The following is a 16,342-nucleotide window of genomic DNA, read 5'->3' on the forward strand; positions in this document are numbered from 1 at the left end:
TGATCAACAATAAATTATTAATGACATCATAGTTTAAGTCAGCCTGTTTTTTTAAGGCTGACTTTTCTATAAAAGTTCATGAGGGGGAAGCTAGATGAAGATTTTAGTAGCAATGCCTTCAGGGGTAACCAAGGATACCTTTTTCCCAGAAAGGGTTTTAAAACACCTGGATACTCTAGGAGAGGTTGAGCATAACACCTTAGGAAGGCAGTATACAGAAGAAGAATTTAAGGAGGCCCTGAAGGATAAGGAAATATGTATAACCGGATGGGGTACTCCCCCTTTAACTGCTATGGTTCTAGAAAAAGCAGATAAGCTAAAGGCACTGCTCCACACTGGTGGCTCCGTAGCCAATGTAGCAACAAAGGAGCTCTATGAAAAAAAGGTTAGAGTTTTAAGTGGTAATCAGCTATATGCCGAATCCGTAGCTGAAGGTGTAATCGCCTACATGCTCTGCTCCTTGAGAGAATTAATATTTTACAATGGAGAGGTTAAGAGCGGAGGCTGGAGAGCTGGAGACTTTAAAAATGAGGGGCTATTAGATCAAACTGTAGGCCTTGTGGGCTTTGGCGCAGTGACTAGAAGCCTCATCAAGCTATTGAAGCCATTTAGATGCAGAATAAAGGTGTTTTCCAATTCTGCCACAAAAGAAGCACTAGAGGAATATGGAGTGGAAAAGGCTGAATTAAAAGAGATATTTACCGATTGTAAGATAATATCACTCCATTCACCCTACAGGGTAGATACCCATCATATGATTAATGAGGAGCTATTAGAGCTCATTAAGCCAGGAACCATCCTCATAAATACTGCCAGAGGCGGCATAGTGGATGAAAAGGCTCTCATAGCTGCCCTTGAAAAGAATACCTTTAAGGCAGTCCTTGATGTTTATGAGCAGGAGCCACTTCCAGAAGATAGTAGGCTGAGAAGCTTAGACAATGTTATTACAATACCTCACATGGCAGGGCCTACAGTGGATAGAAGGGCAAAGGTAACAGAAGCGCTCCTGGAAAGTATAGTATATCTTGATTCTGCTGAAGTGCTGCCTTTAGAAATTAAGAGCAGCCATGCCTTACTAATGACTAAAGAATAGTGTTATCAAATTTAAAAATGCTGAGGAGGAAATCTCTTTGAAAAATAAGTTCAGGATTATAAATATTTTACTTATATTAACTCTTATCACATCATTCCTTTGGACTCCCAAGAGCTTCACTATGACGGCTGAAGCAGCAGATAAAGAATTTGTTACTATGACCAATCCAGGCTTTGAAGATAGCAGCCAGGGCTTAATACCAGGATGGATAAGACTTCCTGAGCCTACAGCTGCTGACACCTCTGTAGAGGTTTCTAGTGAACAGGCTTATGAAGGAAATGACAGCCTTAAGATAGTTGATAATAGCACAAAGGCTTCCGTGGGAGCCACCAGTGAATTTTTAGAGATAGAGCCAAGCGCTACCTATATATTAAGAGCTAAGGCTTATGTAGCTAAGGCAAGTGTAAGATTATATCTTAAATTCTTTGATAGCAATAAAAAGGAAATAGCTAATAATGGCTCATACACTGTTTTAGCTAATACCTTGAATCAGTGGAGTGATGCAGTAATAGAAGGAGCTGCTCCAGCTAATGCTGTTTACGCTCAAGTTTGGTTCTATATGGGAGCGGGCGGAGTAAGCACTGCTTATGTAGATAATGTTTCATTAGAAAAGGTTCTTTTAAAGGAAGGTAACGTAAAGGTAGAATTCGGTGCCTCAAAAGATTTAGGAGAAGCTGTTCAGGTGCCTTTAACTCAAGGAGCGGCTTATACAAAGGATTCCAAAGGAACTAATCTTCAGTTCTTTGCTATTAATGGTTCCCCAGCAACCTTCTATGCAGTAAATGCTGAAACTGGTGAGAGAGTATTCTCCAAAGCTCTTCCTGGAGTAGATGTAGTATGGGCTATAGATATGGGACCAGATAATAATGTTTATTTTTCTGGTACCAATGATGGCAAGCTATATGTATACCTCACTGAAGAGATGAGGATTGAAGAATATGGACCAATTGCTGACCACAAATTCATATGGGATGTTGAGACCAGTGAAGCTGGTAAGGTATATATGGCTACCTATAATAAGGGAACTGCTGGTAAGGTATATGAATTTGATATTGCTTCTAAAACCTTTAGAGATTTAGGGGGAATGAAGGAAGGAGCAGAATACGTAAGAGGCTTAGGTATCGATGGCAATGACCTCTATGCTGGTGTTGGGGGAGTAACAGGCTCAGTGATTAAGTATGATCTCACCACTGGAGAAAAAGAAGAAATTACCGTGGCAGAACCTCCTACAATGTTTGCTGATGTTATGGTAGTACAGGATAAGATCATAGCAAGTATTGGAACAACAGTTTATGTTTTTGACAAGGCTACCTATGAGCATTTAGATACACTGACTACCGATGGTAAGATGATATCTCCACCATCACCTTATAATGAGGATTTAGTATATTATAAGGCAAATAAAACAGAGCTTTATTCCTACAATGTTAAAACCTTAGAGAGCACACTTATAGAAGGAATACCACCACTTCCTTCCACAGGCTTAAAGGATACTACCTGGGTTACTCTTACACAAGGAGAAAAAGCCGGTAAGACTGTATTGGCTACCATGGGAGCTTATACTGATAGCGTATTTTATGATCCAGAGGATAACTGGTTTGAAATGCATTATCCAGATGTAGAAGCTCAGGGAGTTTTACTACAATCTCTTGCTATAAGCCCAGAGGGACAGCTTAATATCGGTGGTTATATGAGAGGTGCCAGCATCTATGATACCATTAGCGAAGCTTATCTTCATAACATGCCAACCTTCCATCAGCCTGAAGGCATAGGCTTTATGAATGGAAGCACATACTTTGGAACCTATACTGGCGGTGTCATATATAGATATAACCCAGACAAGCCTTTCAATTACAGAGAAGATAGTACTGGTAACCCTGGTATCGTTTATGATATAGAGGATGATCAGGACAGACCCTTTGTAATTAAGAATCATGAAAATAAGCTCTTTATTGGTACAATTCCTACCTATGGAAAGCTTGGTGGCGCCCTTACCATCTATGAAGAAAATGAAGATGGAAGCCTAAAGGATGCCAGAGTTTATACAAATATAATTGAGGATCAAAGCATAGTTGGAGTTGCCTACAAGGATGGAGTGGTTTATGTAAGCTCTTATATCCAGGGGGGACTTGGAAGTACTCCTACAGCTGATGAAGCAAAGATTGCAATGGTTGATGAGGCTACTGGAAAGGTGCTCAAAGAGGTTTATTTAGAGATACCTGAGCTTACTTCAAAGCCAACCTTCATTGGAGATTTATCCTTCGGTGAAGATGGACTTCTATGGGGTGTAACTGGTACTGATGGCACAGTATTTGCCCTTAATCCAGATAATCTTGAGGTAGTAAAATATGAAAGACTTTATCCTGGTAATACCCATGCCAATGGCTTTAGACCTTATTATATAAGATGGGGACAGGATGGATATATGTATACTAACGTAAGCAATAAGCTTATAGCCTTAGATACAGAAACCTTCGAATATAAGACTCTATTAAGTGAAAGTGTAAATTTATTTGATCTTGATCCTGTTGGTAATATCTATTATGGAGCAGCTACCAGACTTAGAAAGCTTCCTATACTTCTCTCCTCAGCAGCTCTTTCAGGAGATAAGGAGGTTCTAAACCTTGGTGACACCTTGAATCTAGAGCTTAAGACCTTATTATCCAATGGAGTAGAGCTTTCTAATGAATATCTACAGGTAGAGTACATCATTGGTGATGAAGGAGTTGTAGCCCTTAAGGATGGCAAGCTCACAGCATTAGGAACTGGTGAAACCACCATAGCCATGAAGGTAAGCTATAAGGGACAAGAGTTAACTACTAACACCATAACTGTAAAGGTAGTGATTCCAGTAACAGGAATAGCTCTTCCTGACAGAAAGAAAAATATAAAAATAGGTGAAACCTATGACCTTAAGGCTGTAGTATATCCTGAGAATGCTACTAACAAAAAGGTAAGCTATTCCTCAGATAATGAAAAAGTGGCTGTTGTGGACTCAGAAGGTAAGGTTACAGCTCTTGATAAGAGCTCAGCTAAGATAACTGTTACCACTGAAGATGGAAGCTATACAGCATCCATGGAAATTAAGGTTATAGGAAAACCAAATAAGTAGTAATAATATGAAAAAGGGACACTCCATTTTATAATGGATGGTGTCCCTTTAACTATTCATAGATTTATTATGATATTATGCCTTTCCATCAGAGCCAAGAACATTGAGAATCTTATGGGTAACCAATGCCTTAACATTAGCGCGACCAGCCTTTAGGTAGTCTCTTGGGTCAAAGGCAGAAGGATTATTAAAGAGAACCTCTCTCACCCCTGCGGTCATGGCAAGACGAAGGTCAGAATCAATATTAATCTTACAAACAGCAGATCTTGCAGCCTGTCTTAACATATCCTCAGGAATTCCTATGGCATCCTTAAGATTACCTCCATTTTCCTGTATTATCTTCACATAGTCCTGAGAAACACTAGAAGCTCCATGGAGAACTATAGGGAAGTTAGGAAGACGCTTTGTTATCTCATCTAATATATCAAAGCGAAGCATAGGCTTTTGCCCTGGCTTAAATTTAAAGGCTCCATGGCTTGTACCGATTGCTATGGCAAGAGAATCAACTCCAGTTCTGCTTACAAACTCCTCAACCTGTTCAGGCTGTGTATACTGTGCATCTTCACTGGATACATTTACATCATCTTCAATACCAGCCAACTGTCCAAGCTCCCCTTCTACTACAACTCCCTTTGAATGAGCATATTCTACAACCTTTTTTGTAACGGCTATATTATCCTCAAAGGAGTGGTGAGAGCCGTCAATCATAACTGAGGTAAAGCCGCCATCGATGCAGGCCTTACAAATCTCAAAATCTGCACCATGATCTAAATGAAGTGCTATGGGTATATCTGTTTCTATAAGAGCTGCTTCTACCAGCTTAGTTAGATATGAGTGATTAGCATATTTTCTAGCTCCCGATGAAACCTGAAGTATCAGAGGAGAGTTGAGTTCTCCTGCAGCTTCAGTGATACCTTGTATTATTTCCATGTTGTTAACATTGAAGGCTCCAACAGCATAGCCTCCGGCATAAGCCTTACTAAACATTTCCTTTGTGGTTACTAATGGCATATTAATATCATCCTTTCATAATTAATAAAGGTAGTCACAACATATCGGTCTAAGAGAACATAACTCTCTATTTTCTCTTTAAATTATACACCTATTACATGTATTTTTTCAAATATTAAGAATATTATATATCATCAAGCTATCATGGGTATTATTGTAAAAATATGTGTTAAAAAAATAACAATATCCTTGTATTTGAGTGAATATTCAAATATAATAAAGTTATAGTTCACATAAAAAAATTGCCTATAAAAATAATCCGAAATCAAAGGTTTTCCTAAGACTAGGAGTTTTATAATTTGTCGTGCTGCTTAATCGGGTATTACCGGATTATAAAGACGATGGAGAATAAGTAGAAATTTATCTCCTTGTCTTTTGACGAGGTTTTATTATTTTTAGGGCTATGTAAACCATAATAATATGAGAAAGAAGGATTTACATGAAAAAAATTATTTCACTATTAATGACGATTATTTTAACCTCAGCTTTATTTGTAGGCTGCAATTCTTCTGATAAAACTGTTTCAGAGGAAGGGGCTCCCGAGGCTATTGACATTAATATTGGTGGGCTAAAAGGTCCAACCTCCATGGGAATGGTTAAGCTCATGGAGGAAGCAGAGGAGAGCAAGGGGACAAATAACTATAGCTTCACCATAGCTGGCTCTGCCGATGAGCTGACCCCTAAGCTCATTAAGGGAGAGCTGGATATAGCGGCAGTACCGGTAAACTTAGCTTCTATTCTGTACAATAATACAGAAGGAGAGGTGCAGCTTCTAGCGGTTAACACCCTGGGAGTTTTATACCTGGTGGAGAGGGGCGAAGCAGTACAAACAGTTCAGGACTTAAAGGGTAAGACTATAATAGCCTCAGGAAAGAGCTCAACTCCCGAATATACTTTAAACTATATACTGAAGGAAAATGGCTTAGATCCAGAGAAGGATGTTACTATAGAATGGAAAAATGAGCATACAGAGGTGGTATCAGCCTTAGCTCAAAAAGAAGAGGCAGTAGCCTTACTTCCTCAGCCATTTGTGACGGTAGCTCAAGGTTCTATAAAGGACCTGCGAGTAGCTGTTGATTTAACTGAGGAATGGGAAGCCTTAGACAATGGAAGTCAGCTTATCACTGGTGTTTTAGTTGTTAGAAGGGATTTTGCAGAGAAGAATCCAGAGCAGCTTAAGAGCTTTTTAAAGGAATATAGTGAATCTACCTCCTATGTAAATGAAAATGTGGAGGAAGCTGCTGATCTTGTGGAAAAATTTGATATTATCAAGGCAGCCGTAGCTGTAAAGGCCATACCTTATTGTAATATAACTTATATGGCTGGAACAGAAATGAAAGGTGCAGTAGAAGGCTTCTTAGAAGTATTATATAATGAAAATCCAAAAGCCGTTGGAGGAAAGCTTCCAGGGGAAGATTTCTATTATGGAAATTAAGAATAAGGCAGCAGCGGTGTTTATTGCCCTATTATTGTGGCAGCTTGGCGCGGAGGCTCTTAATCAGGAGCTTCTCCTGGTATCTCCTTTAAAGGTTCTAGTAAGATTAAAAGAATTAATAATTACAGGAGACTTTTGGCTATCCGTAAGCTATTCCTTTATTCGCATACTTTCAGGGTTCTTTCTAGCTCTTTTAGTGGGGATGCTGCTGGCAGCCTTAGCAGGAGGTCATAAGCTCATTGAAATCCTCCTGTGGCCCTATATATCGGTGATCAAGGCAACTCCTGTAGCTTCCTTCATCATACTATGCTTAATATGGCTGGACTCAAGCAGTTTGTCTATATTCATTTCTTTTTTAATGGTTCTGCCAGTTGTTTATACAAATATACTCCAGGGGATAAAAAGTACCGATAGAGGGCTATTAGAAATGGCTGAGGTTTTTAAGATGAAGCTTTTTAGGAAGTTAAAATATATCTATCTTCCACAGGTTAAGCCATACCTACTATCAGCCTGCACCTTATCCTTGGGACTATGCTGGAAGGCGGGGATAGCAGCAGAGGTGATAGGTATGCCTGATGGCTCTATAGGAGAGAGGCTCTATGAAGCTAAAATATATTTAAGCTCTCAGGACTTGTTCGCCTGGACAGTAGTGATAATTGTCATAAGCCTATTCTTTGAGAAGCTCTTCCTATGGGGTGTAAGGAAGGCCTACCTTCACCTGGAAAGGGGATAGCTGTATGAATATAGTTTTTAAAGATATATATAAGGCTTACAAGGATAAGACAGTTCTAAAGGACTGTAATCTAACCTTTCCTGAGGGTAAGGTAACCTGCCTCATGGGTCCTTCCGGCTGTGGCAAGACTACAATACTAAGGCTTATCATGGGACTAGATATGGCGGATAAGGGAATTATTCAGGGAAGAGAAGGAAAAAGGCTTAGTGCAGTATTTCAGGAGGATAGGCTCTGTGAGAGCTTTACAGCCATAGGTAATATTCTAGCTGTGGCTCCAAAGAATATATCCAGGGAGAATATTATAGACCATCTGAAGGAAATTGGACTAAGAGACTGTTTTTATAAGCCGGTTTCAGAGTTAAGCGGAGGAATGAAGAGAAGAGTTGCCATAGCAAGAGCAATTCTTTCCTCTAGTGATTTAATTTTATTAGACGAGCCCTTTAAGGGCCTGGATAAAGAAAATCTAAAACTCACAGCAGCCTATGTGAAGAAGTATACACAGGATGCAACGGTTATAATGGTTTCTCACAGCCTTGAGGAAGCAGAGCTTTTAGAGGCAGATATGATAATTGATTTGAATAGCTAAAATAAGCATAAAAGTATTCTAGATATAAGATACATTGAAAGAAATCAGGAGTATATAGCATGTAGAGCTATATACTCCTATTTTTATTAATATATTATACTCATTGTAATTCCTTGGGGATAGTCACCGTACTTTTCACCAAAGAGGTTTATGCCACCTATACACTCAGCATCGCTTTTTATTTCTATAAGTAGTGAAATATATGGTGAGCTTTGGATATCTAAATCCTTAATAGCTGTGTTAATTTCAGTTCTTATCCCATCAATAAAGCTGCCATCCTTCCTTACGGAGAAGGTCTTGAGCAAACCGTACTGTGTCTTGCCTATCTCCCAGCTTTCAGGGGTTAGCTTGCCTCTTCTAGAGCCAAAATCCCCAGGGGAGCGATAGGTTCCTATATATTGATTATTTATTGAAATAGAAATATCTGACGGCCATTCTTCTGAATAGCCTGGGGCCTCTGAACAGAGCTCCATGGTGAAGGAAATCTCATGGAGGTCCAATAAAGAGTTTGATAAATTAGGGAATCTATATTCTATGTAGCCTTTATGAAACCATAATAATTGAGCTTCCATCCTCTTTGGAGAATAGAAGGATAGAGGACTGTCATAGGAATCTAGAGGTCCTTGAATACCAGCTAGTCCACATGTGGGTTCTACCTTGCATTTGTAATAGCTTCCTACAGGCATATCAACTGTTATAGGTTTAGCTATTTCCTGACTCAAAGGTGCAGAGGCGTCTAAGTGGAAGGTTTGAAGACTAGTAATACATACCCTCATGGAACCCCTTACACCAGGCTGGGATTCAGTTACTACAAGCTTAGCATCCTCTAAATATTTTATGTGTGATGCTATAGAAGAGATGGGGATGTCTAGTATCGAGGAAATTTCCTGTAAAGATAGAGGCTTATACCTTAATATATTCAATATTTGAATCCTTGCAGGAACGGAAAGAGCCTTGCCAATCTTCACTATTTTTTCCTGATGGCTTTTGTTTGCTAGGTTAAGAGAAATATCCCTTTCTCCTATAATTTTAATTGGAGTTTTCTTTTTAGACATTTTTATTTCCTTTCTTTTTAATATGAATGTTAATTTTAAGATTTATGTAATAAATGATGTTAATAATTACACTGAAATAAAAACAATAACTGTATATTTAATTATATATATAGTGGGTAAAAATAGAAATAAAGCAAAATAATAAAAAAATAGTAAAAAATGTATTGTAATGAGAACGTTTAGATGATACCATTATATTATGATTATTACATAAAAAGTAAAATAAATCAAAAGGTGACCTTATATTTATTGTTTATTATTACATAAATATTGTAATTAATAAATGAAAATAATACAAGTGTTGCAAGGAAAGGTGGAGGAAGGCAATGAAAAAAATCTCATTAGTAGCTATTTTAATGTTATGTATATCTATATTATCAGGATGTGGACAAGGGTCCAGTAAAGATTCTGTGGGGGCAGGAGAAGAAGGGAAAACTGTTATTAGCTTTATTAATGGTTTTACCGGCGCTGATGGTCCTTTTATGACAAAAATAGTTGATGGCTTTAATAATTCCCAGGATAAATATGTAGTTGAGCAGCTGCAGACAGCTGATCACTATGTGAAATTCAAGTCTGATGATTTTGACATGCTTATTATACATTCTGATTGGATTTCTACCTATCATCAGGATGGCTTCTTAAAGGAAGTTTCCGATATTTATGACATGGCAGGCTTGTCTTTTGAAGATGATTTTCATCCAAAAACACAGAGCTATGCAAAGTATGATGATGGAGTTTTTGCATTTCCTTTAGATTTATATGCCTACACCATGTATTACAATAAGGAATTTGTAGCTGATGATGAAGTTCCAACAACCTATGAGGATCTTGTTGACTTAAGCAAAAAACTGGATTCAGAGAATTCAGGGGTTTATACCTTGGGGCTTCCTCTTACAGGAGATCATCAGTGGGCTTATATGACATTCTTAACGCAGATGGGTGTTGATTTTGTAAAGGATGGACATATAAAGCTTGATACTGAAGAAGCTGCTGATGCTTTTATGAAAATCAATCAGCTTATATATAAGGATAAAATTAGTCCAGCTAATTTAGGTGCTAATGATCAATTTAATCCCTTTGTTAAAAAGTCTGAAGGAAATACTAACATTCAGACAGCTATATCCTTAACAGGACCGTGGAATTATACTCCTGCTAAAGAGGTGTGGGGAGATAATCTGGGAATAGCAACAATACCAGTTATGGGAGATGAACTGAAAGTTCCCGCTGGTGGACATAACTTTGCTGTATCAGCAAAGGTAGAGGATGAGGAAAAGCTTAAGGGAATCGCAGAATTTATGAAATATGCCTATAATCCAGAGGTTATGATTAACTGGGCCGATTCAGGACAAGCGCCTATACATCTAGGGACTATGGAAGAAGTGAAGAATAATCCTGAAAAGTATCCTGTAGCTCAGGTTAACTATGGAATATTTGATAAGGCAGAGATTTTACCTGCAATCTACAATGTTAGAGAACAGGTTAAATATGTAAATGAAACTGTATGGGCCATGGTAATAACAACACCTGACCTTAAAAAGGAAGCCTTGATGGAAGAGCTTAAAACTGCAACAGAAATAGCAAAAGAGCTATCAGAGCAGTAATATATTTTAAAGAAGCAATATTGTAAAAAGCTTATATATCTTTTTAAAAGTTATATAAGCTTTTTTTATAGATAATATTTTGAAATAAGAATAAATGAAAGGGGAAAGGAATGAAAAAAAGTAAAAAGACTGCAATAATATTTATTTTGCCTTTTTTAGGATTTTTTATTTTGTTTTGGCTGATACCTTTTGGCTATGGTATATATATGAGCCTTCACAAATATAGTCTAATAGCTGGGAATCAAGGGTTTATTGCTTTGGAAAATTATATAAAAATACTTTTTTCTGATTCAATGTATAATAAAGCCTTCATATTAGGCCTTAAAAACACTCTTATATTTGTAGGCTATACCACACCCTTATTGGTTTTTTTAAGCCTGGCTCTAGCACTATTAATAGATAGACTTCCAGAAAGGTGTAAGGGAATCTTCAGAACGATATACTTTACCTCCTATTCTGTATCCGTTACAGCGGTATCAGCAATTTTTATTTGGCTTATGAAAGGAAATGGAGGGTATTTTAATAGTCTTTTAATGGAGCTGAATATCTTAAAGGAGCCAATACCATGGCTGGAGCTGCAGCCTTATGTATGGTTTACCTTAACTATAGCTACAGTTTGGTGGACAATTGGCTATAATATGATGCTATTTATTAATGCTTTAAATGAGGTGGATTATTCACTTTATGAGGCTTCAGCTATTGATGGTGCTGGCTTTTGGTCTCAATTTCGTTATATCATAATGCCTAATATAAGGAATGTATTCTTTTTTGTTTTGATGACAACAATCATAGCCTCCTTTAATGTTTATGGGCAGCCGCGTTTAATGACTTCCGGTGGACCAGGTCAGAGTACAAAACCCTTAATAATGTTCATTAATTCTACCATAATGGAACAAAACAATCTTGGGATAGGAAGTGCTATGACTATTTTGATGGGGATAATAATAATTTTAATTTCTATTGGACAGTATTATATGACCAAAGAAAAAGAAATTTTATAGGAGGAGAGCTTATGCAGAGTAAAAAATTAAAAACCGTTGTATTAGTAATGGTTGCATGTATCATTGCTTACTTATTTTTACTGCCATTATTCTTTATGATTTTTACAAGCTTTAAGGGATTATCGGAAGCTATGACCTCCTCTACATTAATACCTCAGGAATGGACCTTGAAAAATTATAAGGATTTATTTGCTAACACTGCCTCTTCACCCATAGGAAGATGGTTTATAAATACTATCATTGTAACCTTTGCAGGAACGATTCTTAGAATAACAACTAGTACCCTAGCAGCCTATGCTTTAGCTAGATTAGAAGTACCCTTTAAGTCCCTGATAATAATTGGGCTCATATGGGCAATGGCTATTCCTGAAATAGTAACCTTCTTTCCTTTGTTTTACATCTTCAAAGAAATTGAAATGATTAATAGTCTTTGGCCTTTAATCCTTCCATCAGGGTCAGGAGTAATGGTTATATATTTAATTTATAATTTTTTAAAGAGCTTCCCAAAGGCTTTAGAAGAGGCGGCATATCTTGATGGAGCTTCTACCCTACAGATATTGTGGCATATTGTTATACCATCCATTAAGCCAATTCTTTTTACCCAAGGGTTTATAACCTTTTTAGCCTTGTATAATAACTATCTATGGCCATCCCTGGTGATAAATAGGACAGAAATGCGAACTCTAACCTTAGGAGTAGCTGCGTTGGTTTTAGGAGAAAATTATAATAATCCTGGTCTTATGATGGCAGCAACAGTTATGACAGTACTTCCAGTATTAATTTGCTTTATATTTGTAAATAATTATATAGTTAAAGGCTTTACACATTCAGGAATAAAATAAATGGAGGGATTTTTATGAGAAATGAATATCCACGTCCTGACTTTCGAAGAGACCTATGGATGAGTCTAAACGGTCAGTGGGACTTTGATATAAAAGACGGAAAGAGTAGAAAAATTCAGGTGCCATTTGTTTTTCAATCTAAGATGAGTGGTATAGGAGAAGCTTTTGAGGTAGACAGGGTAGTATATAAAAGAAGCTTCAAGGTACCTGAGGAGTGGAAGGATAAAATTATTATATTAAACTTTGGAGCAGTGGATTATAGATGCAGTGTTTATATTAATGGAAGCTGCATAGGTCATCATGAAGGGGGACAAACACCCTTTGCCTTTGAAATTAACTCCTATCTCACTGGAGGAGAGGAAGAGATAATAGTAGAGGTAGAGGACCCCTTATATGATGAAACCATAGCAAGAGGTAAGCAGTTTTGGGAGAAGGAGCCTAAATTTATCTGGTACACACCCAGCTCTGGAATATGGCAGAGTGTATGGCTGGAAGCAGTAGAGAAGGAGAGGCTTCAAAATATTTACTTTACACCAGATGTAGATGAAGGTACTGCGGAAATAAGATATACCTTAAGCAAAGATACCTCCCTACCCTGTGAATTAACCTTCCGTATTAGCTGTGAAGATAAAGCTATATTTAATGGTACTATCACAGCCTATGAAAGAGATGGAAAGCTTACGGTGGATATATTTAATAATAAAGCCTTAAGTGGACCTATACACTTTGAAGGTCTATGCTGGTCACCGGAGAATCCTGTTCTTTTTGATGTGGAGGCTACGCTTTCCTATGATGGGGAGATGAAGGATAAGGTAATAAGCTATTTTGGAATGAGAAAGATTCATATAGAGAATGGAAGGATATTCTTAAATAATAGACCCTATTATCAAAAGCTATTACTAGATCAGGGCTACTGGAAGGAAAGTCTTATTACTGCTCCAAGTGATGAAGCCTACAAGGAGGACATTATCAAAGCTAAAGCCATGGGCTTTAATGGTGTGAGAAAGCATGAAAAGGTAGAAGACCCAAGATACCTATATTGGGCTGATAAGTTAGGCTTCCTAGTGTGGGAGGGGATGGCGAGCTTCTGGTCGTACACTCCTGAGGCTGCTGGTGCTTTTACTAAGGAATGGATAGATGTGATTAAAAGAGATTATAATCACCCCTGTATTGTTGTTTGGGGGATGCTCAATGAAAGCTGGGGAGTTCCTAATATCTATGATAATGAAATGCAGCAAAGCTTTGCTAACTCCCTGTATTATTTAGCTCATAGCCTTGATAAAACTAGATTGGTTATAGGTAATGATGGATGGGAGATGACCAAATCAGATATCTGTGCCATTCATAGCTATAAGCATGGGGCTACGGAGGATATAGGACAGCAGAAAGTATTCGAAGATAGTCTTAAGTCTCCAGAAGGGTTTCATAATATTGTAGTTAGGCTGCCTTATGCAAAGGGTTATGAGTATAGTGGACAACCTATTGTGCTTACTGAATTTGGAGGTATATCTTTAGGAAAAAATGAAGAAGGCTGGGGCTATACTAATTCCTCCAGTGGAGAAGAATTTTTATCCACCTATGAAAGAATTATAGAAGCTGTATATTCGTCTGATTCAATTTGTGGTTACTGCTATACACAGCTTGCGGATGTGCAGCAGGAGGTCAATGGTCTTCTCAATGAAGATAGAGAGTTTAAGATTGAACCGGAAATTATAAAGAAAATTAATGATAGAAAAAAATAGATATAGAAGGAGTGATATATAATGAAGAAAACAAAGATATGGGCTCATAGAGGCTTTTCTTATATTGCACCGGAAAACACCATGGAGGCCTTTGAGCTGGCTGCTGCCCAGAAGGCTGATGGAATAGAATTAGATATACATCTCACTGCAGATAATAATTTGGCGGTTTTTCATGATGATGAGCTCACAAGGATAACTAAGACTCATGGTCTAATTGAAGAATGCACAATGGATTATTTAAAAACTTTGGATGCTTCTTATATTCATTCTAAATATAGAGGGGCTAAAATACCTACCTTAGAAGAGGTCTTTGACTTTATGAAGGGTAATGACCTGATGCTCAATATCGAACTTAAAGAGGAGCATGAAAGTAATAGTAAGTTTACTCAAAGAGTAGCGGAGTTAGTAAAGGAATTTAAGCTTCAAGATAGGGTAATGTACAGCTCTTTTAATCATTATACCTTAATGAATTTAAAGAAAATACTTCCTCATGCAAAGATAGGTATTCTATATCATGCAGGCTTAATAGAACCCTGGCATTATGCAAAAAAGCTTGGAGCAGAATGTATTCATCCTTCCTGGAGGTTTGGAATGATGAAGGATGGGATAAAGGAAGCCCAAAAAGAAGGCTTAGAGGTTAATTTGTGGACTGTTGATGATGAAGAAGTAATGAAGAGGTTATTTGCTGAAGGAATAGATGGATTAATTACCAATAGACCTGATTTGGCCATAAAGACCAGAGAAGAAATACAAAAATAAAGTATTGAGATAATAAAAGGGAGTAGACAAGTTAACCTTGGCTACTCCTTTAAAACTAGAAAGATTATGAGATTTCACCAGAAAACTTAGCGGCTAGATAAAATGAATATTAGATTAAGGCTTAAGCACTACCTTGATACAATTGTCCTCCTTCGCATCAAAGATGGAGTAGGCATAGCTTCCCTTGTCTAAAGAGAGCTTATGAGTTATGATGTCTGTTGCATCTATCTTTCCTTCCTGAATATACCTAAGGATTGTCTTTGTATAAGCCTGAGCAGGACACTGACCCATTTTTAAGGTTATATTTCTGCTGAAGAAGTTGCCTAGTGGGAAGAGATTGTATCTTCCACCATAAACACCAACCATCATTACAGTGCCACATTTTCTTACAGCCTCTGAGGAAATTTCTATGGCTGACTTTGAGCCACCTTGAAGCTTTAAGGCTGTTTCTATTTTTTCCATTGTAGACATTTTTCCATCCATTCCTACGCAGTCTATGACTATATCGGCGCCGCCGCTAGTGAGATCTTTTATATAGGCTCCGGTGTTATCATGGTCTTCAAAATTAAGAATTTCTGCACCATAGCCTTTAGCATGGTTTAATCTATAGCCTACTCTATCTACTGCTATTATCCTTTTTGCCCCTCTAAGAGCTGCCCATTTTATTGTTAGGAGTCCTACAGGGCCGCAGCCTAACACAACTACTGTATCATTATTTTTTACACCTGCCATGTCCGCACCCCAATAGCTGGTAGGAAGAATGTCTGTCAAAAAGAGCACCTGTTCATCGGTAAGCTCCTCGGGAACAACTAATGGACCTACATTACCATAGGGTACTCTTAAATACTCCGCCTGACCGCCTGGATAACCACCATAGGTGTCGCTGTAGCCGAAGATACCTCCGGCCTCTCCATTGGGATTGGAATTATCGCATTGACTGAAGTGATTATGCTGACAGAACCAGCAATGCCCACAGGAAACGGGGAAGGGAACAATAACTCTATCACCTTTTTTTACTGTATGGACTTCAGGTCCTACTTCTTCCACAATACCCATGGTCTCATGACCTAACACAAAACCATGAGGAAGATTTTTTATCATGCCATGAACTAGGTGAAGATCCGAGCCACAGATAGCAGTGGAAGTAACCTTAATTATTATGTCATCCTTCTTTTCAATTTTTGGATCAGGAACATCTCTTACCTGAACCTCCTGAATGCCATTATAAACTATAGCTTTCATCTAATCCCTCCTAAGTGCTGAATTATACTTATGAGATATTATTTATCACAGCATTGATAATTATTACTCCATAGAAAAACAGCAGATTACAAAAACTTTTGAATATTCAATAAGTAATTACTAAAAATAT

General features: G+C 37.7%; 13 protein-coding genes. 10 read left to right on the forward strand and 3 right to left on the reverse strand.

All coding sequences use genetic code 11. The features are described 5' to 3' along the window. Positions 1–94: 94 nt before the first annotated feature. Both ACPWSR_RS12380 and ACPWSR_RS12385 read left to right on the forward strand, forming a co-directional pair. Positions 95–1,093 (forward strand): hydroxyacid dehydrogenase, encoded by a 999-nt coding sequence (locus ACPWSR_RS12380; protein WP_426348538.1) that lies wholly within the window; start codon positions 95–97, stop codon positions 1,091–1,093. Between the two features lie 37 nt (positions 1,094–1,130). Beyond that, complete coding sequence (locus ACPWSR_RS12385; protein ID WP_426348539.1) at positions 1,131–4,205, forward strand: Ig-like domain-containing protein; 3,075 nt, start codon at positions 1,131–1,133, stop codon at positions 4,203–4,205. A gap of 75 nt (positions 4,206–4,280) precedes the next feature. On the opposite strand, the gene fba is transcribed toward ACPWSR_RS12385, so the two are convergent. Beyond that, positions 4,281–5,216 (reverse strand): class II fructose-1,6-bisphosphate aldolase, encoded by a 936-nt coding sequence (gene fba / locus ACPWSR_RS12390; protein WP_426348540.1) that lies wholly within the window; start codon positions 5,214–5,216, stop codon positions 4,281–4,283. Positions 5,217–5,655: 439 nt separating this feature from the next. Between fba and ACPWSR_RS12395 the strand changes: the two genes are divergently transcribed. Genes ACPWSR_RS12395 through ACPWSR_RS12405 form a run of 3 tightly spaced genes read left to right on the forward strand, consistent with a single transcriptional unit; the run spans position 5,656 to position 7,970 of the window. Beyond that, positions 5,656–6,651, forward strand: coding sequence for an ABC transporter substrate-binding protein (locus tag ACPWSR_RS12395; RefSeq protein ID WP_426348541.1), 996 nt, complete (start codon positions 5,656–5,658; stop codon positions 6,649–6,651). Continuing rightward, the gene (locus tag ACPWSR_RS12400; RefSeq protein ID WP_426348542.1) at positions 6,590–7,384 is read left to right on the forward strand and encodes an ABC transporter permease; all 795 of its coding nucleotides are present in this window, start codon (positions 6,590–6,592) and stop codon (positions 7,382–7,384) included. The genes ACPWSR_RS12395 and ACPWSR_RS12400 overlap by 62 nt, the downstream gene beginning before the upstream one ends. Before the next feature lie 4 nt (positions 7,385–7,388). Next, a complete protein-coding gene (locus tag ACPWSR_RS12405) occupies positions 7,389–7,970 on the forward strand; it encodes an ATP-binding cassette domain-containing protein (RefSeq protein ID WP_426348543.1) in 582 nt (193 codons plus the stop codon). An 86-nt stretch (positions 7,971–8,056) separates the two neighbouring features. On the opposite strand, the gene ACPWSR_RS12410 is transcribed toward ACPWSR_RS12405, so the two are convergent. Continuing rightward, positions 8,057–9,025, reverse strand: a complete 969-nt coding sequence (locus ACPWSR_RS12410) for an ArsR/SmtB family transcription factor (protein WP_426348544.1) — start codon at positions 9,023–9,025, stop codon at positions 8,057–8,059. Positions 9,026–9,351: 326 nt separating this feature from the next. Here ACPWSR_RS12410 and ACPWSR_RS12415 point away from each other — a divergent pair, with 326 nt between their 5' ends. From ACPWSR_RS12415 to ACPWSR_RS12435, 5 genes are all read left to right on the forward strand, one after another. Next, the gene (locus tag ACPWSR_RS12415; protein ID WP_426348545.1) at positions 9,352–10,626 is read left to right on the forward strand and encodes an ABC transporter substrate-binding protein; all 1,275 of its coding nucleotides are present in this window, start codon (positions 9,352–9,354) and stop codon (positions 10,624–10,626) included. Positions 10,627–10,736: 110 nt separating this feature from the next. Next, positions 10,737–11,627, forward strand: a complete 891-nt coding sequence (locus tag ACPWSR_RS12420; protein WP_426348546.1) for a carbohydrate ABC transporter permease — start codon at positions 10,737–10,739, stop codon at positions 11,625–11,627. 11 nt (positions 11,628–11,638) lie between these two features. Next, complete coding sequence (locus ACPWSR_RS12425) at positions 11,639–12,469, forward strand: carbohydrate ABC transporter permease (protein ID WP_426348547.1); 831 nt, start codon at positions 11,639–11,641, stop codon at positions 12,467–12,469. A 14-nt stretch (positions 12,470–12,483) separates the two neighbouring features. After that, on the forward strand, positions 12,484–14,211 hold the full coding sequence (locus ACPWSR_RS12430; RefSeq protein WP_426348548.1) for a glycoside hydrolase family 2 protein: 1,728 nt from the start codon (positions 12,484–12,486) through the stop codon (positions 14,209–14,211). A gap of 21 nt (positions 14,212–14,232) precedes the next feature. Further along, complete coding sequence (locus ACPWSR_RS12435) at positions 14,233–14,970, forward strand: glycerophosphodiester phosphodiesterase (RefSeq protein WP_426348549.1); 738 nt, start codon at positions 14,233–14,235, stop codon at positions 14,968–14,970. Between the two features lie 114 nt (positions 14,971–15,084). Here the strand turns inward: ACPWSR_RS12435 and ACPWSR_RS12440 are convergent, their stop codons facing one another. Next, a complete protein-coding gene (locus ACPWSR_RS12440; protein WP_426348550.1) occupies positions 15,085–16,212 on the reverse strand; it encodes a zinc-dependent alcohol dehydrogenase in 1,128 nt (375 codons plus the stop codon). Positions 16,213–16,342 lie beyond the last annotated feature (130 nt).

The sequence above is a fragment of the Alloiococcus sp. CFN-8 genome (assembly GCF_049943125.1).
Taxonomy (GTDB): Bacteria; Bacillota; Clostridia; order Clostridiales; family Clostridiaceae; genus JAEXZL01.